Genomic DNA, 23,527 nt, shown 5'->3' with positions numbered 1-23,527 from the left:
GTGAATTCTTGGTGGTTGTTTTAGTTTATTCTACTATATATCAATACAAAGCCCTACCTACTTTAATAGTAACTGAACAAAAAAACAGGAATTTATTTTAGGCATTTGCATAGTTGTATTTATCAGAGATGTTTTTTCATCTCAGCTATAGCTAGCATCACTTCCATTGGGGTCATATTATAAATATCCAACTGACGTAGTTCATCTAAAATAGGTGATTCAGTTGTTTCTGTGAATAAAGATATCTGCTCAAATACTTGATTTTCTTTACTATCATTAGCTCCTTTATTAGAAGGATTGAGAGATGGTTTCTCATTTGCTTGTTCTTCTAGTCTTGCTAGTATCTGGTCGGCTCTCATCAACAAATCATCTGGTAAACCTGCAATTCTTGCGACATGAATCCCATAAGATTTATCTGCAGGACCAGCTTCAATCTTATGAAGGAAGGTCACTTTCCCATCTTTTTCTACAGTTGCTACATGAACATTTTCTAACTGTGTCAAGCTAGTTGACAAGTCTGTCAACTCATGATAGTGTGTAGCAAAAAGGGTCTTTGCTCCTGTTCGATTGTGGATATATTCAATAATTGCCTGAGCAAGAGCCATCCCATCATATGTTGCTGTCCCTCTCCCCAACTCATCAAAAAGAATAAGAGAGTGTTCAGTCGCTTGAGAAATAGCATGATTTGCTTCCATCATTTCTACCATAAAGGTTGATTGCCCAGATACCAAGTCATCTGCTGCACCAATTCGAGTGAAGATGGCATCAAAAATTGGTAATTGAGCACGTTCAGCTGAAACATAGGAACCCATTTGCGCCATGATAACAATAATCGCTAATTGCCGCATATAGGTTGACTTCCCACTCATATTTGGACCTGTAATTAACTGAAGATTGACATTCTCATCCATTGAAATACTATTCGGAATATAAGTTTGTGCACCCATAACCTTTTCTACAACTGCATGCCGTCCCTTATCGATTTCAATGGAAGGACGTTCAATAAATTCTGGGCGTACAAAGCGTTGCTTTTCAGCAACTGCTGCAAAACTCTGCAATACATCCACTGTTGCTAGAGTTTGTGCCAAGGATTGTAATCGTTTGATATATTTACCAGCTTCTTCCCGAATACGTATAAAAATCTCATACTCTAAATTGGCCGATTTTTCACGCGCTTCCAACATTTCGCCTTCAATACGAGCCAATTCCTCTGTACCAAATCGTTCTGAATTTTTCAACGTTGCTTTTCGGAAAAAGTGGCTAGGTACGTGCTCCAACTGTGAATTAGTAACATGGAAATAATAACCGTCTTTTTTATTGTAATCAATTTTTAGATTATTAATCCCACTAGCCACCCTTTCTTTCGCTTCAATATCAGCAATCCAGCTCGTACCATCTCGCAGAACCACTCGATACTTATCTAAGGTTTCATCAAAACCAGTTTGAATGATATTCCCTTCCGTAATAACATTTGGAGCATCAGGAGAAATTGCCGACTGAATCAAGTTTGCCAATTCTGGAATATCATCCAAGTTTTCAATCAACTGTCCCAAAACAGGATGATCGATTCCTTGTAAAATTCCCTTAATCTGAGGGACATTGCTCAATGTTGCCGCCAACTGCAATAAATCCTTCGGGTTTGTCTTCCCAAAAGAAACACGGCTTGCCAAGCGCTCAATATCATAAACCCCTTTGAGACTATCTGCCAAATCACTACGCTCAAAAAAATGATCTAAAAAGACTTGTACGACATCCTGCCGCTTAAGAATCCGTTCCTTATCAAGCAACGGATGCTGGATCCATCTTCTTAGAAGTCGCGTCCCCATAGCTGTCTTGGTCTCGTCCATCAACCAATAAAGACTGCCATGCTTCTTCCCCGTCCGTGCATTCTCTGTTAAATCTAGACTTGTCATAGTTGCATAGTCCATCTGTAAGAAATCTTTAATTTCATAATGATGAACTTGCTTTAAGTGACTAAGCTCACGCAGCTGCGTCTGGTGAACATATTCTAACAGTTTCCCAGCTACTTGATATTCTAGGCGAGACAAATCATCTCCTAATAGCTGAACATCTTCAAAAGCAGTTTCCACCTGTGATAATAACAAATTCATTTGATTTGCCAACACTTGGTGCTCTGCTTCAGGTAATTCATATCCCAATACCACTTCACGCGCTCGTAGGTTTCGAATTTCCCCACAAACCATGTTAAAGTCACTGAGAGTTGTCACCTGAAATTCACCAGTTACCACATCCATATAAGCTAGCCCATAGAAATCTTCTAGCTTATCTAAAGCTACCAAGAAATTATTTTGACTATCTGGTTTTGAAGAATCAACGGCTGTCCCCGGTGTGATGACTTGTACCACCTCACGTTTGACTACACCAACTGCTTTTTTAGGATCTTCCACCTGCTCTGCAATCGCTACTTTATAGCCCGATTCAATTAAAACATCAATATATTGTTGCACCGAATGATAGGGAACTCCTGCCATCGGAATTGGCTTTTCCGAATTTTTATTACGGCTAGTCAGAGCAATTTCTAAAATCTGTGCTGCATTGATCGCATCTTCATAGAATAATTCATAAAAATCTCCCATGCGAAATAGCAAAAAAGCATCCGGATAATCTTTTTTTATATCTAAATACTGTTGCATTCCCGGAGATAGTTTTTCTTTTGTCATTCTCAGCCTTTCCGTTTATTAAATAGCAATGAGAGTTGGACAGAAATTAAATATTTAGGAGACACTTGATTTCGTCATATCACTCACACTACATCTTGTCATTAGAACTATATAAATAAAGGAAGCTGAGCGCTTCTATCTCAGCTTCATCATCTTCTCCTCTTAATCCATTTTCTCAAGGAGCTGCTCTTCCATTTGTTTCGCAGCTGCTGTATCACGACAGATCACTAAGAGCGTGTTGGCTCCTGCTACCGTTCCTAAAATCAACTCTCCTTTATTGGCATCTACAAAATTAGCTAAAATAGAAGCATCCCCTAAACGAGTATGGAGAACTAAGGAAAATTCAGCTCGAGAAACTCCTTGCAAATGATAAGATAAAAATTCAGCCAAATCAATCTTATGTGTATCATCCGCTAAAACATAATAAACTTCATTGTTTTTCTTGGCTTTCGTTAAACCAATTTCTCGTAAATCTCGCGAGAGGGTTGTTTGTGTTACAACAATACCTTGTGCCTTTAAACGATCCTGAATATCTTTCTGTGTGCTTAGTTTTTCTTCCTTAATCATTTTTTTAATCAGTTTATGACGTTCAGTTTTTTTCATTTTATCCTCAACAATGTATATTTATACCCTAAATTATACCAAAAAGATTGAAGATTCGTCAAAAAATATGTTAAAATACTAGTAAAAGACCAAAGGAGAAACCATGGATAATAAACAATTGATTGCAAGTGAGTTGGCTAAGGTCATTGACAGCTTAGACCAAGATGCTATTTTAAATTTACTAGAACAACCAAAAAGCTCAGAGTTAGGAGATATTGCTTTTCCTGCCTTCTCTTTAGCAAAAGTAGAACGTAAAGCTCCTCAAATCATTGCTACAGATATTGCAGAAAAGATTGATACGACAAACTTTGAAAAAGTGGTAGCAACAGGTCCTTATGTAAACTTCTTTCTTGATAAATCAAGAATTTCAGCTCAAGTTATTAAAGAAATTGTAAAAGAAGGAAATAACTACGGGCAACAAGATGAGGGGCATGGAGAAAATATCACAATTGACCTCTCGAGTCCTAACATTGCAAAACCCTTCTCAGTTGGCCATTTGCGCTCCACCGTTATTGGAGATGCTCTCTCTAATATTTTCCGTAAACTAGGCTACAACACCATTAAAATCAACCACTTAGGTGACTGGGGAAAACAATTCGGACTTTTAATGGTTGCTTATAAAAAATGGGGGAGCAAAGAAGCTATTGAAGCCAATCCCATTGATGAACTCTTAAAACTTTATGTTCGTATCAATGCAGAAATTGAAACCGATCCTGAACTTGATGACGAAGGACGCCTTTGGTTCAAAAAATTAGAAGACGGTGACCCTGAAGCTACGGAATTATGGCAATGGTTCCGTGATGAAAGTCTGAAAGAATTTAACCGCATCTATAAATTGCTTGGTGTTGAATTTGATAGCCTAGCTGGTGAAGCCTTCTATAATGACAAGATGGACGAAGGAATTAAGCTCCTTGAAGAAAAAGAATTGCTAGAAGAATCTAAAGGAGCAAGCATCGTCAATCTTGATGATGTCAACCTTCCGCCAGCTATGATTAAGAAATCTGATGGTGCTACTCTCTACATTACCCGTGATATTGCCACAGCTATGTACCGCGCCCGTACTTATAACTTCGTCAAAAATGTTTATGCTGTAGGTCAAGAACAAGCGAACCACTTTAGACAATTGAAAGCTGTTTTGAAGAAAATGAGATTCGATTGGAGCGACGATATGATTCATGTAGACTTTGGTTTGGTAACAAAGAACCGGAAAAAATTATCTACACGTAAAGGTAATATCATTCTACTTGAACCAACCCTTCAAGAAGCTATCAGTCGTGCGAAGAACCAAATTGAAGCTAAAAATCCTGATCTTGAAAACAAAGATGCTGTTGCTCGTGCTGTCGGCGTGGGAGCTGTCAAATTCTACGATTTAAAGACAGACCGCCGCAACGGTTACGACTTTGATTTGGAAGCAATGGTGTCTTTTGAAGGAGAAACAGGTCCATATATCCAATACGCTTATGCGCGTATCCAATCCATCCTTCGCAAAGCTGATTTTAAGCCAAGTGTTGAACTAGCATACAGTCTCGAAGATGCTGAAAGCTGGGAAATCATTAAACTGCTGCAAGATTTCGCCCGTGTTGTTAAACGTGCAGCTGACAATTATGACCCATCACTCATTGCAAAATATGCTATCAGTCTTGCACAAGCATTCAACAAGTTTTACGCTCATACTCGTATTTTGGACGAAAGTCCTGAACGTGACAGCCGCTTAGCTCTCAGCTATGCAACAGCTGTTGTTCTAAAAGAATCTCTTCGCCTTCTCGGTGTTGATGCTCCGGAAAAAATGTAATTATTTTAATGGTATCATAAAAACCTATCGATATATCGATAGGTTTTTGTCTTATAGTCCGTATAATTCTTCGATTTTTAGACCAATTCGTTTAATATCTTCATTCAAGCCACGAAGTTCAAATGTATCTACGACCGGAAAGCCAAATCGCTGTGAATATTGCTTAGCTGTTAAACAATATTGATTGTTAAAATTACGATTACCACTGCCAACAATGCCAAAACAACGCTTATAATTTTCTTCAAAAGCAATAAAATCACCTAAATCATTAGTAAGAATTTCGACATCGCCATTGTCCAGACCATTTCCACCTTCTAAGTAAGTTGGCAAAAAAGCTATAAACGGCTGAGATATGGCGTAAAATGGTCGTCCTGCTTTCACTATATCTTTTATATCCACTTGCTCAATCTCAATGCTTTCATGTCTCTCTTGCAAAAATTCAGATAAGCGTTTGATAAAACTCGCTGTATTCCCACTCAAACTAATATAAACTAAGGAAATTTTCATAGTTTTCTCTCTTTCTAAAATAAAACACATCTATCATTCTTGTAAAATTGTAAGCTGATAGATATGTTTTGTTAACTATTGCAATTCTTCTTTTGTTAAGTCTTGCTGCTGCCGTTTCATTTTGAAAAAGACAACAACAAGGAAAAGAATATTTAAGACCAAATAAATAATAGTTAAAACTCTTGTTGATGTGATTGCTGTGGCGCGCATCGCTTGATCTTTATAAAGATTATTTAGCGGCATCCCTCCGATGTAATTGTAAATTGTTCCAACCATACCCAATAACACATATGCAATATAAGCAAAATTAGCGTATAAAATGTTTTGTTTGATGAGGAAAACGATGGCAGCAATCACTAATAAAATAGAAAGGACAACTAATACTTTGTGTGGAACATTATGGAGAAAGACAAGGCTTTTTTCAGTCACTTCCACAATTTGTTTTATCACCGTTTCAGAGAAACCTTTGTATGAACTCGTATTTGTTATTTTTTCACTACCAAAAAAAGTTCCTATAAATGTAAAAGATGATAAAATAGCTGATAGCGTCAACAAAATATATAAATAAATTGGTCGTTTTTTCACGATAAACCTCCAAATCAAAAGAGTTTCCAGTTCTATTTATTATAACGTAAGCAATCAAAAATGGCAATAAGAAGAAATAAAATCGCAAAAAGGTTGTCCGACTACCACCAATATCATGATAATAGTATCTTAAAACGTACAATGGTCTCACATAGACAAGAACCACTCAAAATCACAGAACAAAAGGGAGTGAGGCAGAACTGAATAAAACAACATTTAGTTCTATCTCACCCCCAAAAAGCTGATTAGGATTTCTTCCAAGCTTGGGACTATAATTTTACAAATTCTATCCACAACCTCAAAACAATATGTCAAAGTTGAGAATGTCCTTTATCCTTTTAAACTAAGCGTTCAAATGCCAAATTTCATCGTTGTATTGAGCAATGGTACGGTCTGCTGAGAAGAAGCCTGCTTTCGCAATATTAATCAGAACTTTTTCAAGCCAAATATCACGGTCTTCATAATCCTTAAACATACGTTCTTTCGTTTCGATATAATCTTCTAAGTCAAGAAGCGTCATGAACCAATCTTTATGAATCAATTCATTATAGAGACGTTCTAAGCGTTCTTTCTTACCAACTGCGAGAACCGCATCACTAACAATGAAATCAACCAATGGCTTGATTGTTTGACGAGCATAAAATTCGCTTGATTTGTAAGCTTCTTTCGCATACAGGTCAATAACCGTTTCAGAATCTTCACCAAAGATGTAAATATTGTCTTGACCTACCAATTCAGCAATCTCCACGTTAGCGCCATCCATAGTACCAAGTGTCAATGCACCATTCAGCATGAATTTCATGTTACCAGTACCTGAAGCTTCTTTTGAAGCAAGTGAGATTTGTTCAGAAATATCACCAGCTGCAATTAAAAAGCTAGCTGCTGTTACATTATAATTTTCAACCATGACGACTTGCAAATATGGAGAAACTTCTGGGTCATTAGCTATCACCTCTGACAAGCAAAGAATCAAATGGATAATATCTTGAGCGATTGTGTATGCTGGAGCAGCTTTACCACCAAAGAAGACCGTAATTGGACGTGCAGGAATATTCCCAGCCTTGATGTCCAAATATTTATGAATAACATAAAGAGCATTCATTTGTTGGCGTTTGTATTCGTGAAGACGTTTGATTTGGATATCAAAAATAGAGTTTGGATTGATTTCAACACCTTGGTGTTCCTTCAAATGACGAGCCAATTTCCGCTTGTTGTGAGCTTTAATTTTTTCAAGTTCAGCTTTCACATCAGCCTTGCTAGACACCTCAAGTAACTCTTCCAAATGTGATGCATCATGATGCCAATCACGACCAATTAAACTGTCGATATAATTTGATAAACGTGGATTTGCATGCATGAGCCAACGACGGAACGTAATACCATTTGTCTTATTGTTGAACTTTTCTGGATAAATATCGTAGAAAGCTTTAAGCTCTGAGTTCTTCAAAATTTCTGTATGAAGTGCTGCAACACCATTTACACTATATCCATAGTGAATATCCATGTGCGCCATGTGTACTCGATTGTGTTCATCAATAATTTGAACAGCCGGATCTGCATATTCTGCTTTTACGCGTTTATCCAATTCTTTGATAATTGGAACCAAGTGTGGAACAACTTCTTCTAAGAATTCAAGTGGCCATTTTTCCAATGCTTCTGCAAGAATAGTATGGTTTGTATAAGCAGTCATACTGCGAACGATTGAGATTGCTTCATCAAGCTCAATCCCACGTGCAGTCAAGAGCCGGATCAACTCAGGAATGACCATTGATGGGTGAGTATCATTAATTTGCACAACTGCGTAGTCAGCCAAGTCATGAAGATTGCTACCTTTTTCAATTGCTTCGTCGAGAATCAATTGCGCACCATTTGATACCATGAAGTATTGTTGGAAGATACGGAGCAGTTCACCTTGTTTATTGCTATCATCTGGATAAAGGAAAAGAGTCAAATTACGAGCAATATCTGTCTTATCAAAGTCAATCCCATCTTCAATGATACTTGCATCAACCGAGTCAAGATCGAACAGACGAAGGCGGTTTTTAGTAGCCGTCTTGTAACCAGACACATCAATATCATAAAGAGTTGATGTTAACGTAAAATTAGCAAATGGAACTTGATAGCTACGGCTTGATTTTACCAACCAATTTTGTTCAGTTAGCCAAAAGTTTGGAATTGTTGTTTGCTCATTATTTTTCAAGACTTGTTGGAACAGGCCAAAGTGATAATTTAGTCCAACACCATCTCCATTCAAGCCAAGAGTCGCAATTGAATCAAGGAAACAAGCAGCCAGACGTCCCAAACCGCCATTTCCAAGTGAAGGTTCTAATTCTACTTCTTCAACTTCAATTAGATCTTTACCAGCGTCTGCTAACTCTTTTTTAACATTGTCATAAAGGCCAAGGTTAATCAAGTTGTTTGACAAAAGTTTCCCAATCAAAAACTCGGCAGAAATATAGTAAAGCTTCTTTTTACCAGCATTGACCGGCTTTTGCGCACTAGCCAATTTTGTATAGTTTAAAAGGGCAATATACAATTCTTCATTGCTACATTCAGCAATTCCTTTTTGATAAGTTTGTTGGATAAATTTTTGTAAATTTGACATTTTTTCTCCTACCTAGAAAAGAACGTTACAATTCATTCTATTTCTTTAATAAATTTTTATTTAAACGACGATATGTTTTCGTCAAGCTATATAACTCTGCTTCAATCACAGGATCCAAATCATCTGCTGTCATACGCCAGGACCAATTTCCACCAATAGTTGATGGATAGTTCATGCGAGCTGAACCGTCTAATTCAAGTAAATCTTGCATGGTTGCAATTGCCATAAAGCTGACAGAAGAAAAGATAGTCCGTAACATTGCATGAGGTACTGTTTCATATTCCTTACGATTGGTATATTGAGCCATATATTCACGTGTAGCATCATCGATTTCATCACGATACCAACCAAGAACAGTATTGTTATCATGTGTCCCTGTGTACATCACAGAATTATTAGGCGCAAGATGTGGACTATCAATACTTTCAGACTCTGGATTAAAAGCAAATTGAATGACTTTCATGCCAGGGAAGCCCGTTTTTTCACGCAGAGCAATCACTTCGTCGGTCATAAAGCCCAAATCCTCAGCGATAATATTTAGTTCACCCAATTCTTCCTTTACAGCTTTAAACAAAGCATAATCAGGACCTTTTACCCATTTACCTGGAGCTGCTGTGTCAGAACCCGCAGGGATTTCCCAGTAAGATTCAAATCCACGGAAATGATCAATACGTACTACATCATAAATCTTGAAGCTTTCACGTAGGCGTTTAATCCACCAACTATAACCATCTTTATCCATTGCTTCCCAGTCATAAATTGGGTTCCCCCAGAGTTGGCCAGTCGCAGAGAATTCATCTGGTGGGCATCCCGCTACACATGTAGGTTGCCCTAGCTCATCTGTTTTAAAGAAGTGTGGTTGTGCCCAAACATCACAGCTATCAGCTGCTACATAGATTGGCATATCGCCAACAATTTCAATGTAATGTTCATTGGCATACGCTTTTAATTCTAACCATTGTTTAAAGAAAAGATACTGCGTTACACGATGATAAGTCAATCTGTCAGCTAATTTTTTACGATAATGGGCTAAACTAGCTGCTTCACGATGTCGAAGAGCCGCATCTGGCCATTCGGTCCAAGCTTTCAAGTCAAAATACTCTTTAATCGCCATGTATTCAACAAATACTTCGAGCCATGATGAGTTGTCAGCCACAAACTTTTCATAAGCTGCTAAATCATCAACTTCTAAGAAACGTTTCACTGCCTTTTCCAACACAGGCCTACGATTATTAAATACCTTTGCGTAATCTACTTTTCTGGGATCTTGACCAAAGTCTAGCCCTTCAAGATCACTTTGCACAAGCAATCCTTCTTCAATCAATCGATCAAAATCAATAAAATGTGTATTTCCCGCAAATGCAGAAAAAGATTGATATGGAGAATCTCCATAACTAGTTGTTCCTAGCGGCAATATTTGCCAGTAACGTTGCTTAGTTCTCACCAGAAAATCGACAAAATCGTAAGCACTTTTCCCAAATGAACCAATTCCGTATTTTCCTGGTAGAGAAGAAATATGCATGAGAACACCACTTTGACGCTCTTTCATCTTTTTCACCTCAATAAATTTTTCTGTTAAATTTTGCATTCATTTAACGAAAACGTTTGCGTTGATTTGATTATAACTTAATTCCAGAATGGACGCAACCATTTTTCTGCTTTTTTTATAATTTTTTAAAATGTTTTGGATGTTTAAATCATTTTCTTCTATTGTTTTATTAAATTTTTTGGATAGGAAAATAATTTTTTTAAAAAAGTGTTGCAACCGTTTTCCATTTGTGCTATAATAATCTTAGTTTAAGAAAACGTTTGCGTAAACTAATTAAATTATTATCTATTATTTTATTCTTTAGGAGGAATAAATCATGAAACGTAAAATGTTGAAAAGTGTTGCAGTCCTTGGAACTGTAGGATTGGCTAGTTTGTTACTAGTAGCTTGCGGTAGCAAAAATAATAAATCAGCTTCTTCTGGTGATGGTAAAAACCTCACTGTTTACGTAGAAAAACAATACGAAAAATATGTAAAGAAAGCAGCTGAAGCTTTTGAAAAAGAAAGTGGAACAAAAGTTACTATTAAAACTGGCGACCAACTTAAAGGTCTTGAAAATCTTTCACTTGACAACCAATCTGGCAAAGCTCCAGACGTTATGATGTCTCCATATGACCGTGTAGGTAGTCTCGGTTCAGACGGCCAACTTTCTGAAATGAAACTTGATAAAGGTTCAATGACAGATGATACTACCAAAGCACTCGTAACAACAAAAGGTAAGACTTATGGCGCACCTGCTGTTATTGAAACATTAGTAATGTACTATAACAAAAATCTTATCTCTAAAGCTCCAACTACATTTGCTGAATTAGAAGAACTTGCAAAAGACAGCAAATATGCTTTTGCTAACGAAAATGGCAAAACAACTGCTTTCCTCGCTGACTGGACAAACTTCTATTATACTTATGGTCTTTTAGCGGGTAATGGTGGATACGTCTTTGGTAAGAACGGTACCGATCCTAAAGACATTGGACTTGCAAATGACGGTTCTATCAAAGGTGTTGAATACGCTAAAACTTGGTATGCAAAATGGCCAAAAGGAATGCAAGATACTAAAGGTGCCGCAAACTTAATTCAAACTCAATTCCAATCAGGTAAAACAGCTGCTATCATTGAAGGCCCTTGGAAAGCTGCATCATTCAAAGAAGCTAAAGTGAACTATGGTGTTGCCACTATTCCTACACTTCCAAATGGTAAAAATTATCAAACCTTTGGTGGTGGTAAAGCTTGGGTCATCCCTGCAGGATCTAAAAATGCCAAAGCAGCTCAAAAATTTGTTAATTTCTTGACTTCGACTGAACAACAAAAAGCTTTCTATGATGCTACAAACGAAGTACCTGCAAACACAGAGGCTCGTAAATACGCTGAAGGAAAAAATGATGAATTGACTTCAGCTGTTATTAAACAATTCCAATCTGCTCAACCTATGCCAAATATCTCTGAAATGAGTACTGTATGGGATCCAGCAGCAAGTATGCTCTTTGATGCTGTAAGTGGTAAAAAAGATACTAAAACCGCTGTAAATGATGCCGTTAAATTGATTAAAGATACTATCAATCAAAAATTTGGTAAAAAATAAAACAGATTGAGGTAAGATAGAACTCGATTGGCAGCACCAGTCGAGTTCTATATTTTAGAAAAAGGAGACTCTGATGACTACACAACAACAGCCACGTAAAGCATTGCTGCTCTCCCTCATCCCAGGACTTGGGCAAATTTATAATAAACAAAAAGCAAAAGGGGCTATCTTTTTAGGAGTTACCATCTTATTTTTGATTTACTTTTTCGCCATTGCTGCTCCTGAGTTAGGAAACTTAATTACTCTCGGTGAGGTGCCTGGACGCGATAACTCTCTTTTCATGCTGATTCGTGGTGCATTCCACTTTATTCTTGTCATTGTTTATTTCATCTTTTATGCTCTCAATCTAAAAGATGCTTATACTATTGCGAAACGTTGGAATAATGATTATCCAGTTCCTACGACTTTCAAAGATATGTTAAAAGGAATTTACGCTAATGGTTTTCCTTACCTATTGATTATTCCTTCATATATTGCAATGACTTTTGCTATCATTTTCCCTGTATTGGTCACTCTTTTAATCGCCTTTACAAACTATGATTTCCAACATCTGCCTCCAACCAAGCTCTTGGATTGGGTTGGCGTGACAAACTTCACTAATATTTGGCGACTTAGCACTTTCCGTTCTGCTTTTGGAGCCGTTCTTGGTTGGACTATTATCTGGGCACTGACTGCCTCAACCGTCCAAATCGTTATTGGTATTTTTACCGCTATTATTGCAAACCAACCATTTATTAAAGGAAAACGCATTTTCGGGGTTATCTTCCTACTGCCTTGGGCTGTCCCAGCATTCATCACTATCTTAACTTTCAGTAACATGTTCAACGATAGTATCGGTGCGATCAATACCCAAGTCATTCCGCTTCTTGGTAAAGTATTGCCATTCTTAAATGGACATCTGATTCCTTGGAAAACAGATCCAACCTGGACTAAAGTTGCTCTAATTATGATGCAAGGTTGGCTTGGTTTCCCTTACATTTATGTATTGACACTTGGTATCTTGCAATCCATTCCAAACGATCTTTACGAAGCAGCTTACATTGATGGTGCAAATGCATGGCAAAAATTCCGCAATATCACTTTTCCAATGATTTTAGCAGTTGCTGCTCCTACACTCATCAGTCAGTATACTTTCAACTTCAACAACTTCTCTATCATGTACCTCTTTAATGATGGCGGTCCTGGTACAGTTGGTGGTGGTGCAGGTTCGACCGACATCCTCATTTCATGGATTTATCGTTTAACGACAGGTGCAGCTCCTCAATACTCAATGGCTGCTGCGGTAACACTTATCATTTCTCTTATCGTGATTTCAATCTCCATGATTGCGTTCAAGAAACTACATGCATTTGATATGGAGGATGTGTAAGATGAATAATTCTATTAAATTTAAACGCCGTTTAAACCACTTTTTAACTTATTTCTATCTAGTGGCTTTATCTATTATCATTATCTATCCTCTCTTGATTACGATTATGTCTGCTTTCAAGACAGGGAATGTCCTTGCGTTTAAGCTAGATACAGATATTAATTTTAGCCTAGAGAACTTTAGCAAGCTTTTTACTGAAACTCTTTATGGGACTTGGTACTTTAACACCTTAATCATTGCTATCTTGACAATGATTATCCAAACAAGTATAGTTGTACTAGCTGGTTACGCTTATAGTCGTTATAATTTCCTAGCTAGAAAACAAAGTCTGGTCTTCTTCTTAATCATTCAAATGGTACCAACAATGGCTGCTCTGACCGCCTTCTTCGTTATGGCTTTGATGTTGAATGCACTCAACCAAAGTTGGTTCCTCATCTTCCTTTACGTTGGTGGCGGTATCCCAATGAACGCTTGGCTCATGAAAGGGTACTTTGATACGGTTCCCATCTCACTCGATGAGTCCGCGAAATTGGACGGTGCTGGTCACTTTAGACGCTTTTGGCAAATTGTATTGCCACTCGTTCGCCCAATGATCGCTGTACAAGCTCTCTGGGCTTTCATGGGACCATTTGGAGACTATATCTTATCTAGTTTCTTACTTCGTGAAAAAGAATTCTATACAGTTGCTGTTGGTTTACAAACCTTTGTTAGTGATGTGAAGAATTTGAAGATTGCCTATTTCTCAGCAGGTGCTATCTTGATTGCCTTGCCAATCTGTATCTTATTCTTCTTCCTACAAAAGAACTTTGTATCTGGTTTAACAAGTGGTGGCGACAAGGGATAATCTTGTCCCACCCTCTTTTATTTATAGTTGTATGATAGCTAATAAATTTAATTTTATTAGCCATCACCTGATTATAATTTTTTAGAAAGAGTGTCTTATGCTACCTTATCCATTTAATTATTTTTCTAGTATTTCCGGTTTTAAAAAGCCTTTTGTTAATCGCAAATCACTTACATGGTTTCAGCTGATTTTTACAAGCATTTTTTTAATTTCTCTATCCATGATTCCGGTCGCCATGCAAAACGCATCTCTCAAAACTTATCCACTCACTACCTTCGTAGACGGTGTTTTTGATCCTATCACAAAGGAGGCGATGACTGATATCACAAAAAATGCTAAAATTGAAAATCATCAATTTCACTATGCTGGTCAGCAATCAACCCACAATAGCAAAGCTGGCACTATTCTTCTAGGACAAGAACAGTCTACCTTAGGAGAAAAACTAACACTTGCTTTTGGATCCAAACAACTGATTATCAGCAAAAAAGGAAAAAAGCTGGCAAACATTCAATATCAGTATATCAATCAAGCTGCTTTGAACAATAAAAAATCTCTTAGTGCAGCTATTTCTCAGGATTGGTTCCAACAAAATCGTGTCACCATTAGCCTATTTTTGACGCTGATTTCAGGTTTTTTACTGACATTAAACTTCTTTATTGTCCTTTTAGGAGCCACTTTCTTCCTTTACTTAACTAAAAAATCCCGTCTTTTTTCTTTTAGAACAGTCAAAGAATGCTATCACTTTGCTTTGAACTGCTTAGGTCTGCCGACATTGATTGCTGTTGCAGCCGGATTATTATTCGGTCAAGCTATGACAACTATGATTACTATTCAAAATATTCTGTTTGTTCTCTATCTCGTCATCATTTTTTACCGAACACAGTTCCGTGATGAAAAAATTAAGAAGTAAGGAGTTTTTTATGCGAGTCACTATCAAAGACGTTGCTAAATTAGCAGGAGTTTCACCTTCTACCGTTACCCGTGTGGTCCAAAACAAATCTAGCATTAGCGATGAGACCAAAAAAAGGGTTCGTAAAGCTATGAAGGAATTGAATTATCATCCTAATCTTAATGCACGTAGTCTTGTTAGCAGTTACACACAAGTCATTGGTGTTGTTTTACCTGATGATTCCGATGCTTTTTATCAAAATCCATTTTTTCCTTCAGTCTTTCGCGGGATTGCTCAGGTAGCTTCTGAATTTCACTACGCTATTCAAATTGCGACCGGGAAAAATGAAAAAGAACGCATGGAAGCTATTTCCCAAATGGTTCTAGGGAAACGTGTGGACGGACTCATTTTTCTCTACTCTCAGGAAAATGATCCATTAGTGAAAATGGTCAGCGAAGAACAATTTCCTTTCTTAATTTTAGGAAAATCTCTTTCACCATTCATTCCTTTGGTGGACAATGACAATATTCAAGCCGGATATGATGCAACAGAATACTTCATCAAAAACGGTTGCTGCAACATTGCTTTTATTGGTGGTAGCAAAAGGTTATTTGTGACACAAGATCGTTATAAAGGATATCAAAAAGCACTAGAAGATTACAAATTAGAATCCGATCCTCAAAACACAGCCTTTGTGAATGAATTTTTGGAAGAAAAGGGTTATCAATTCACCAAACGACTTCTCAGTCATGATTCAAAAATTGATGCCATTATCACAACAGACAGTCTCTTAGCTGAAGGGGTTTGTGAATACTTAAAAGAACAACACTTGACCATCCCAACATTATCATTTGACTCCATCAAGCCAAAACTTGACTTAGCAGCCTATGTTGATATTAATACGCTAGAACTGGGGCGAATTTCTTTTAAAACCATCCTGCAAATTATCAATGATACCAAAGAAAATCGACAAATTTGTTATCGCCAATTAATTCCACATCGCATTATCGAACAATAAAGAAAGGAAGTTTATGGCTTTCCGAACATTCCAAGCCTACTTAGATGACCAAAGTCTCATCACGATCGAGTTAGAAAAACAATTTTATACTGAACAATTACAATTTACAATTGAAGCGGTTGATAGCACACAAACTTTACAGATAAGAGCTCTGGAAGAACAAGACGACTTCGTGCAATACAGTCTTGCTCCTCTAACACCGCTAGACGTAACCAAACATTATTGGATTTATGACCACGATCGTAATAAAACGTTCTTACAATTTCGCCATATTGTGAGAAAGCCAATTTTTGACCAGACGTTTGCTTACAACAAAAATGATTTAGGAGCTCATTATACCCCAGAAGCAACAACTTTTAAGCTCTGGGCACCAATTTCTGAACAAGTATTACTTCATTTACAAAATTCCGTTTACCCAATGACTCTCGGAGAAAAGGGAGTGTGGAAAACAGAAGTATCTGGAAATTTTGATGGAGCTGCTTATTACTATCTACACAAAGTAAATGGTCACTGGGTAGAAGTTCACGACCCTTATGCCCTATCGTCCGAAAGCAATTCTGGAGCTAGTTACGTAATTAACCTAGAGAAAATTTCTCGTCCTATCCATCGAGCACAGACACAAATATCAATGACAGAGGCCGTTATTTATGAGATGAGTGTGCGAGATTTTTCCATGCAAAAAGAAGCTAAGTTTACTTATCCTGGTAAATTCAAATTTCTGACAGAGTCTCCGCAGTTGCAAAAACACACTTTAGGGATGGAGTACATCAAACAGTTAGGTGTAACTCACATTCAGCTCATGCCTTTGTATGATTTTGGCAGCGTTGATGAAAATCATCCAGAACTCGTATACAACTGGGGATACGACCCTATGCAATACAACCTTCCCGACGGTAGTTTTACAACTAATCCACATGATCCATATGCAAGAATCGTTGAATTGCAAGAAGTCATCGCTACTTACCACCAAGCTGATATTAGCGTTATCATGGACGTTGTTTATAATCATGTCTACGATCCTAAAGCCTATGCTTTTGAAAAAATCGTTCCAGGTTATTTTTTCCGCTACGATCACAATGGTAATTTAACAAATGGTACATTTTGTGGAAATGATGTAGCAAGTGAACGAGCAATGGTTCGTAGCTATATTAAGCATTCCCTCAAACAATGGTTAACGATTTACGGATTCGATGGATTCCGCTTTGACCTCATGGGGATTTTAGATATAGAAACCATGAAACAGATTGCAGAGGAATTGCAATCTCTCTATCCGAACGTCTATCTTTACGGAGAAGGCTGGCGTATGAATACAGGCCTAGATAACAATAGACTGGCTCACCAGTTTAATGCTGACAAATTACCAAGTTATGGTTTTTTCAATGATCATTTCCGCAATACAATAAAAGCAACCATTGCAGAAGGAAAACAATTACAAGAAAAGCATTCGATAAGTTCCATCGAGAATATCCTAACTGCTAATGTCGGCGTCACAGGCACTAAACACTTTATCGCCCCACATCAAGCCATAAATTATGTAGAGTGCCATGATGATGCAACTGCCTTTGATTACTTCGCGATTCAGAATTTGAAGATTGATTTGAAAGAACAGCTTGACAATGCCCGACTTGCTCTGCATCTCTCCATCCTTGCACAAGGAGTACCTTTCATCCACAGTGGACAAGAATTTTTCCGCAGCAAGAATCTCATTGAGAATACTTATAATACTCCAGATACTATTAACCGTCTAGATTGGTTACGCTCAATTGAATATGAAAAAGATGTGGCGTTTATCCGTCAGCTCATTCAATTCAGAAAAAAACATCCACTCTTACGTTTGAAAACACGTACAGAAATCAAAAATTGTTGCTCTGCTCAATGGCTGAATGAATCTATAGTCGAATACAAAATCAAAGAAAAAGAAAATCAAATCACTATCCTCATTAACTTTGGGAACAATTCATTTATCTATCCAAATCAGGATAAACAAGCTGTGTTTATCAACTATCCCAAAATCAGCCTTGATACTCCTCTCGACGCTAACAAAGATTACTATACTGTCCCTGGAAAACAAGTTCTCGTACTTAAATAATCATGAAAAAACCTTGCTTTGTCAGTCCTATCCACCTTTCAAAGCTGTACTTTTTGAACTCAGCTATTGTATCGATTTACTTCATTCTATACTTTAAAACAAAAACTCTTTGGCTCACTTCCTATTGATTTTGATCTTAAAAAAGGAAGACAGTCTTAAAGGTGACTAACCAAAAAACCATCAGATTAGCTGAACTAGCTAATCTGATGGTTTTATTCTTCCACGAAACGTCCAAGAATGTGAACATTATCCGCTACTGATACAAAAGCATGTGGATCTACTTTTCGCATGATATGCTTGAATTCATTAAATTCAGCACGCGTAATAACTGTAATTAAAACTGCTTTTTTCTCATGATTGTAGGTACCTTCTGCACCATTGATAATCGTTGCACCACGATGCAACTTATTGTGGATTTTTTCAATAACAGCTTCAGGATAACTGGTAATAATCATAGCTTGCATCCTCTTTTGCTTGGTAAAGACGGCATCTGTCACCCGACTCGAAACAAAAATCGTAATCATCGAATAAAGCGCATATTTCCACCCAAAGGTCACACCCGCAATAATCATAATCATCCCATTGACAATAAAAGAAATATTTCCGACATTTCTGCCTGTTTTCTTCCGAACTGTCAAACTGACAATGTCTGTCCCACCACTAGAAATATTGGAACGCAAAGCAAAGCCAATTCCCATTCCCATAATAACCCCACCAAACAATGCATTGATAATTGGGTCATTTGTTAAACTCACTTCAGGAACAAACTGGATAAACAGTGAGCTCATGGAAACCGTAATAAAAGTAAACACTGTAAACTTGTGCCCAATTTGATACCAAGCCAAGATCATTAGTGGGATATTGATGAGATAAAAAGTTACAGAAACAGGAATGGCAAATCCCAAAAAACGTGTACTTAAAGCGGCTAAAATCTGTGCCAATCCCGTCGCCCCACTCGAGTACACATGCCCCGGTTGAAAGAAGAGATTAACTGCAACTGCAGATAAAAAACCATAGATTAGTGAAGCAGATATTTTTTCATCATACTTCTTACGGGAGATACTTTTAAGCACTTGTATCAATTTAAAATTATAAGCCAAACGGCGCAAATAATAACGAAATCGTTTATAAATCTTAGTTTTCTTCATGAGTTTCTACTTGTAAACTTAATTCCTCAAGCTGCTTAGTGTCAACTAGGCTTGGCGCCTGTGTCATAGGATCGCTTGCTTTATTATTTTTAGGGAAAGCAATCACTTCGCGGATATTTTCCTCACCAGCTAGCAACATGACAAAGCGATCTAGTCCAATAGCTAACCCACCATGTGGTGGAAAACCGTAATCCATAGCTTCTAGCAAGAAACCAAACTGATCAGTAGCTGCTTCTTTAGAAAAACCAAGGGCTTTAAACATTCGTTCTTGCAAATCTTTATGGTTCATACGAAGACTTCCACCACCCAATTCATAACCATTCAAGACAATATCATAAGCAATAGCACGAACTTTACTCAAATCACCTTCTAACTCATGAGCTGTGTCTGCTTGTGGAAGGGTGAATGGGTGATGTGCACTCATATAACGCCCTTCCTCTTCTGACCATTCAAACATTGGCCAATCCACTACCCAAAGATAATTAAATTTTGACTCATCAATCAAGCCTAGTTCTTTTGCCAAACGGACACGAAGTGCACCCAAAGTTGCATTGGCAACTTCTACAGTATCAGCTACAAAGAGAACCAAATCATTTTCTTCTAGCTGTAAAGCATCTGTCAACTCACTTGTCAAGCCTTGCAAAAATTTAGCAATTGGGCCATTTAATTCATCTGAAGCCACTTTGACCCAAGCAAGTCCTTTTGCACCATATTGTTTTGCCTGTTCTGTCAGCTTATCAATATCTTTACGAGAATATTTATCAGCAGCATTTTTCACAACAATAGCTTTAACTACTGGTGCTTCTGAAAAAACTTTAAAGTCAATCCCCTTGACAATATCTGTCAAGTCTTGCAAAAGCATTTCAAAACGAGTATCTGGTTTATCACTTCCATATAAAGTCATTGCATCATCATATGTCATTCGTGGGAATGGCAGTGTAACCTCAATCCCCTTTGTTTCTTTCATCACTTGAGCAATCAAGCCTTCTGTAATATCTTGGATTTCTTGATCAGAAAGAAATGAAGTTTCCAAGTCAACTTGTGTAAACTCTGGTTGACGATCGCCACGCAAATCCTCATCACGGAAACACTTCACAATTTGATAATAACGATCAAAACCAGCATTCATCAACAATTGTTTTGTAATCTGAGGACTTTGTGGCAATGCATAGAAATGCCCTTGGTTCACTCGACTTGGCACCAAATAATCACGCGCACCTTCTGGAGTTGACTTCGTAAGAAACGGAGTTTCTATATCAATAAACTCAAGCTCATCTAAGTAATTACGAATTGAATGTGTTACTTTAGCTCGTAATTTCAAATTTGCTAACATTTCAGGACGTCGAAGATCTAAATACCGATAACGAAGGCGTGTATCATCATTCGCTTCAATACCATCTTTAATTTCAAATGGAGTTGTTTTGGCTGTATTGAGAATTGTCAAAGTCTCCACATGCAGTTCAACAGTTCCTGTTGCAAGTTTATCATTTGCCTGCGTACGTGCTTCTACTTTTCCAGTCACTTCAATAACATATTCGCTTCGCAACTTTTCGGCAGTTCCCATGACTTCTTTAGTCACATTCTCGGGATTGATAACCAGCTGCATAATGCCTTCGCGGTCACGTAAATCAATGAAAATCAAGCCTCCCAAGTCACGACGACGAGATACCCAGCCTTTTAAAGTGATTTCTTGACCGACATGTTCACTACGAACACGTCCAGCATACATTGAACGTCTCATTTTTATTCTCCAAACTTTTAATTCTTTTACTATTTTACCACAAAAAAGATGAAAAAGAAGTCCGCTTTTCAAAAACTTCTTATCTTAACCTAATCTCTCATAAAAAGGAGATTAAGTTTCATTTCTTAATCTCTCTTTCATATAATTCAGGATGCAAAATCTTAACAACATAACTTGAGGCTAAGCGCAACAGTCCTGCCGCTAAACCAAAAATCGGTGCTAAAAATCGAAAGAAAAAGTCTCCTCTCACAAAATAAGCAATACCACCTATTGCTAAAAAAACTATTATAAATTGAAGTATAGATGGAATGACAATTTTTTTCATCAGTTATTCAACCTCTGTTCACCTTACACAAATAATAGCAGAAAGCTAGTACCTAGTTTTTGCACTTCTCAACTAAAATCCTACTTGCTTAAAAATTGCTTGAAAATCTTCTTGGATCTGATTTAAATCGACAATTAATTCTTCACGCGTTTGGTTGTTTTTGACAGTGACTTGCTTGCTTTCAATTTCACTTTCGCCAAGAGTTATTAACACTTTAGCACCAAAGGTATCTGCTGACTTGAATTGCGCTTTTAACTTACGATTTAAATAATCACGCTCAACTGTAAACCCTTGCCTGCGAAGTGCTTGCACAATTTCCAATGCTGTATTATTAGCACCTTCTCCCAAAACTGCAATATAAACATCTAAGCTATCCTCTAGCGGCAATTCCACACCTTGCTTTTCAAGAACGAGGAGGAGGCGCTCCACACCCATTCCAAAGCCAAACCCAGCTGTCTCTGGCCCACCAAAATAAGCAACAAGGCTATCATAACGCCCCCCTGCACAAATTGTCAGTTCATTACCTGCTACATCTGCGGTAAATTCAAAAATCGTATGATTATAATAATCTAATCCACGAACCATATTGGTATTGATAGTATAAGGAATTTCCAGAGCCTCCAACAGCGACCGCACAGCTTGAAAATGAGTTTGGCTTTCTTCATCTAGATAATCCAAAATAGACGGTGCATTTTCAACAGCAAGTTTATCTTCTTTTTCCTTACTGTCTAATACACGAAGAGGATTCTCTTCCAAACGCCGTTGGCTATCTTTAGACAGATTGTCTTTTAATGGCATCAAATAATCAATCAAGGCCTGACGGTAAGTGGCACGACTCTCCGCATTCCCCAGACTGTTCAATTGCAACGTCACATTGCGAATACCAATTTCATTAAAAAATTGGGCTGCCATAGCAATCGTCTCTACATCGGTCGCAGGATTGTTTGAGCCAAAACACTCTACACCAATCTGATGAAATTCCCGCAAACGACCAGCTTGTGGACGCTCATATCGAAACATTGAACCCATATAGTAAAGTTTTACCGGTTTTTGGATTTCTGGCGCAAATAGCTTATTTTCCACATAAGAACGTACGACAGGTGCTGTCCCTTCAGGACGCAAGGTAATATGGCGATCGCCTTTATCATAAAAATCATACATTTCTTTCGTCACAATATCGGTCGTATCCCCAACAGAGCGACTGATCACTTCATAGTGCTCAAACAGTGGTGTGCGAATCTCAGCATAGTTGTATTTTTTAAAAGTATTACGAGCAAATTCTTCCACATACTGCCATTTCCCAGAATCCTTTGGAAGAATATCTTGTGTGCCCTTTGGTTTTTGTAATTTCATAGTCTTTCCTCGAATTTATATAATATAATTATTGTACCACAAGTCCGTTATTTTGCGGGACATTTGAAAATATTTCCCATAGAAAACTTCCCTTTGCTGAAAAAAACTGGCTAGTTTGTCAAAAAAATTGTCAAGTAACTTTACTTTACAAAAAAAATTTGATATACTACTAAAGTTGATGAAATTCATCATTGAATAGATTTTAAAAACTAAAAGGAGAATTTAAAATGGCAGTACCTGCACGTCGCACTTCAAAAGCGAAAAAAAACAAACGTCGCACTCACTACAAAATTACAGCTCCATCTGTAACTTTTGATGAAACTACTGGAGATTACTCACGTTCTCACCGTGTATCCCTTAAAGGATACTACAAAGGACGTAAAATCGCCAAAGCTGCTGCAGCTGAATAATAGAAGGGAGCTATCATGCGCGTAAATATTACACTTGAACACAAAGCATCTGGTGAACGCTTGTACCTTACTTCTAAAAACAAACGTAACACTCCAGACCGTCTTCAATTGAAGAAATACTCACCAAAACTTCGCAAGCACGTTGTGTTTACAGAGGTTAAGTAAGGGTTTCAGTACACGTCAATAGACGTCAAAATATTGATTTTAAGCGATTTTTGATTTTTTGAAACTCATTATATCGCACTACAAATCAATAAAAACTCTACCTTTTACTCTACCTTTTTTAGATAAATATATCATCTGGATATTGAAGTTAAGCCCTGCTATCATTTCGATGGCAGGGCTTTTTAATATTTGGTACATTAACTTCTTATCTATATTTTGGTGGATTTTAAGTTGACATCTACAAAGTTTAATGTTAGAATACATTCAAAAATATA

General features: G+C 37.4%; 20 protein-coding genes. 9 read left to right on the top strand and 11 right to left on the bottom strand.

Annotated features, from left to right (window positions below; genetic code table 11):
* Nucleotides 1–122: 122 nt before the first annotated feature.
* Together mutS and argR are read right to left on the bottom strand one after the other, a co-directional pair.
* Nucleotides 123–2,681 carry a DNA mismatch repair protein MutS gene (gene mutS, locus HMPREF1654_RS08465; RefSeq protein WP_003077322.1) on the bottom strand — a complete coding sequence of 853 codons (2,559 nt, stop codon included), beginning with the start codon at nucleotides 2,679–2,681 and terminating at the stop codon, nucleotides 123–125.
* A gap of 162 nt (nucleotides 2,682–2,843) precedes the next feature.
* A complete protein-coding gene (gene argR / locus HMPREF1654_RS08460) occupies nucleotides 2,844–3,284 on the bottom strand; it encodes an arginine repressor (RefSeq protein WP_003075336.1) in 441 nt (146 codons plus the stop codon).
* A gap of 103 nt (nucleotides 3,285–3,387) precedes the next feature.
* Between argR and argS the strand changes: the two genes are divergently transcribed.
* The gene (argS, locus tag HMPREF1654_RS08455) at nucleotides 3,388–5,076 is read left to right on the top strand and encodes an arginine--tRNA ligase (RefSeq protein ID WP_003077172.1); all 1,689 of its coding nucleotides are present in this window, start codon (nucleotides 3,388–3,390) and stop codon (nucleotides 5,074–5,076) included.
* A 51-nt stretch (nucleotides 5,077–5,127) separates the two neighbouring features.
* Here the strand turns inward: argS and nrdI are convergent, their stop codons facing one another.
* The 4 genes from nrdI to malQ all read right to left on the bottom strand — a co-directional run bounded on the left by nrdI (nucleotide 5,128) and on the right by malQ (nucleotide 10,322).
* Nucleotides 5,128–5,583: a class Ib ribonucleoside-diphosphate reductase assembly flavoprotein NrdI gene (nrdI, locus tag HMPREF1654_RS08450; RefSeq protein WP_003077379.1), complete on the bottom strand. Its 456-nt coding sequence runs from the start codon at nucleotides 5,581–5,583 to the stop codon at nucleotides 5,128–5,130.
* A 75-nt stretch (nucleotides 5,584–5,658) separates the two neighbouring features.
* A complete protein-coding gene (locus HMPREF1654_RS08445) occupies nucleotides 5,659–6,168 on the bottom strand; it encodes an ABC transporter permease (protein WP_003077356.1) in 510 nt (169 codons plus the stop codon).
* Between the two features lie 343 nt (nucleotides 6,169–6,511).
* Nucleotides 6,512–8,773: a glycogen/starch/alpha-glucan family phosphorylase gene (gene glgP, locus HMPREF1654_RS08440; protein ID WP_003077142.1), complete on the bottom strand. Its 2,262-nt coding sequence runs from the start codon at nucleotides 8,771–8,773 to the stop codon at nucleotides 6,512–6,514.
* Nucleotides 8,774–8,810: 37 nt separating this feature from the next.
* Nucleotides 8,811–10,322 (bottom strand): 4-alpha-glucanotransferase, encoded by a 1,512-nt coding sequence (gene malQ / locus HMPREF1654_RS08435; RefSeq protein WP_016670424.1) that lies wholly within the window; start codon nucleotides 10,320–10,322, stop codon nucleotides 8,811–8,813.
* Between the two features lie 316 nt (nucleotides 10,323–10,638).
* Between malQ and HMPREF1654_RS08430 the strand changes: the two genes are divergently transcribed.
* The 6 genes from HMPREF1654_RS08430 to pulA all read left to right on the top strand — a co-directional run bounded on the left by HMPREF1654_RS08430 (nucleotide 10,639) and on the right by pulA (nucleotide 18,110).
* On the top strand, nucleotides 10,639–11,901 hold the full coding sequence (locus tag HMPREF1654_RS08430; RefSeq protein ID WP_003075353.1) for an extracellular solute-binding protein: 1,263 nt from the start codon (nucleotides 10,639–10,641) through the stop codon (nucleotides 11,899–11,901).
* Between the two features lie 73 nt (nucleotides 11,902–11,974).
* On the top strand, nucleotides 11,975–13,270 hold the full coding sequence (locus HMPREF1654_RS08425) for a sugar ABC transporter permease (protein ID WP_003040644.1): 1,296 nt from the start codon (nucleotides 11,975–11,977) through the stop codon (nucleotides 13,268–13,270).
* Nucleotide 13,271: 1 nt separating this feature from the next.
* Entirely contained in the window at nucleotides 13,272–14,114 is an 843-nt protein-coding gene (locus HMPREF1654_RS08420; RefSeq protein ID WP_003075356.1) for a sugar ABC transporter permease, read from the top strand.
* Nucleotides 14,115–14,211: 97 nt separating this feature from the next.
* Complete coding sequence (locus HMPREF1654_RS08415) at nucleotides 14,212–15,024, top strand: maltodextrose utilization protein MalA (protein ID WP_014829836.1); 813 nt, start codon at nucleotides 14,212–14,214, stop codon at nucleotides 15,022–15,024.
* Between the two features lie 10 nt (nucleotides 15,025–15,034).
* Nucleotides 15,035–16,021 carry a LacI family DNA-binding transcriptional regulator gene (locus HMPREF1654_RS08410; protein ID WP_003075362.1) on the top strand — a complete coding sequence of 329 codons (987 nt, stop codon included), beginning with the start codon at nucleotides 15,035–15,037 and terminating at the stop codon, nucleotides 16,019–16,021.
* A 13-nt stretch (nucleotides 16,022–16,034) separates the two neighbouring features.
* Nucleotides 16,035–18,110 (top strand): type I pullulanase, encoded by a 2,076-nt coding sequence (gene pulA / locus HMPREF1654_RS08405; protein ID WP_003077192.1) that lies wholly within the window; start codon nucleotides 16,035–16,037, stop codon nucleotides 18,108–18,110.
* Between the two features lie 212 nt (nucleotides 18,111–18,322).
* Here the strand turns inward: pulA and HMPREF1654_RS08400 are convergent, their stop codons facing one another.
* The 4 genes from HMPREF1654_RS08400 to hisS all read right to left on the bottom strand — a co-directional run bounded on the left by HMPREF1654_RS08400 (nucleotide 18,323) and on the right by hisS (nucleotide 22,677).
* Nucleotides 18,323–19,258 (bottom strand): YitT family protein, encoded by a 936-nt coding sequence (locus HMPREF1654_RS08400; protein ID WP_003071527.1) that lies wholly within the window; start codon nucleotides 19,256–19,258, stop codon nucleotides 18,323–18,325.
* Nucleotides 19,245–20,999, bottom strand: coding sequence for an aspartate--tRNA ligase (gene aspS, locus HMPREF1654_RS08395; RefSeq protein ID WP_014829837.1), 1,755 nt, complete (start codon nucleotides 20,997–20,999; stop codon nucleotides 19,245–19,247). Before aspS ends, HMPREF1654_RS08400 begins: the two co-directional genes overlap by 14 nt.
* Nucleotides 21,000–21,117: 118 nt before the next feature.
* A complete protein-coding gene (locus HMPREF1654_RS08390; protein ID WP_003077381.1) occupies nucleotides 21,118–21,324 on the bottom strand; it encodes a hypothetical protein in 207 nt (68 codons plus the stop codon).
* 72 nt (nucleotides 21,325–21,396) lie between these two features.
* Entirely contained in the window at nucleotides 21,397–22,677 is a 1,281-nt protein-coding gene (hisS, locus tag HMPREF1654_RS08385) for a histidine--tRNA ligase (RefSeq protein WP_003077383.1), read from the bottom strand.
* Nucleotides 22,678–22,904: 227 nt separating this feature from the next.
* Here hisS and rpmF point away from each other — a divergent pair, with 227 nt between their 5' ends.
* Nucleotides 22,905–23,087, top strand: a complete 183-nt coding sequence (rpmF, locus tag HMPREF1654_RS08380; RefSeq protein ID WP_003071531.1) for a 50S ribosomal protein L32 — start codon at nucleotides 22,905–22,907, stop codon at nucleotides 23,085–23,087.
* Between the two features lie 15 nt (nucleotides 23,088–23,102).
* Nucleotides 23,103–23,252 (top strand): 50S ribosomal protein L33, encoded by a 150-nt coding sequence (gene rpmG, locus HMPREF1654_RS08375; RefSeq protein WP_003026692.1) that lies wholly within the window; start codon nucleotides 23,103–23,105, stop codon nucleotides 23,250–23,252.
* Between the two features lie 78 nt (nucleotides 23,253–23,330).
* Here the strand turns inward: rpmG and HMPREF1654_RS10250 are convergent, their stop codons facing one another.
* Complete coding sequence (locus HMPREF1654_RS10250; protein ID WP_026248198.1) at nucleotides 23,331–23,516, bottom strand: hypothetical protein; 186 nt, start codon at nucleotides 23,514–23,516, stop codon at nucleotides 23,331–23,333.
* Nucleotides 23,517–23,527: the final 11 nt, after the last annotated feature.

The organism is Streptococcus intermedius SK54 = ATCC 27335 (assembly GCF_000413475.1).
Classification (GTDB): domain Bacteria; phylum Bacillota; class Bacilli; order Lactobacillales; family Streptococcaceae; genus Streptococcus; species Streptococcus intermedius.
The sequence above is the reverse complement of the archived record's forward strand: the minus strand, read 5'-3'. Positions and strand labels throughout refer to the sequence as shown.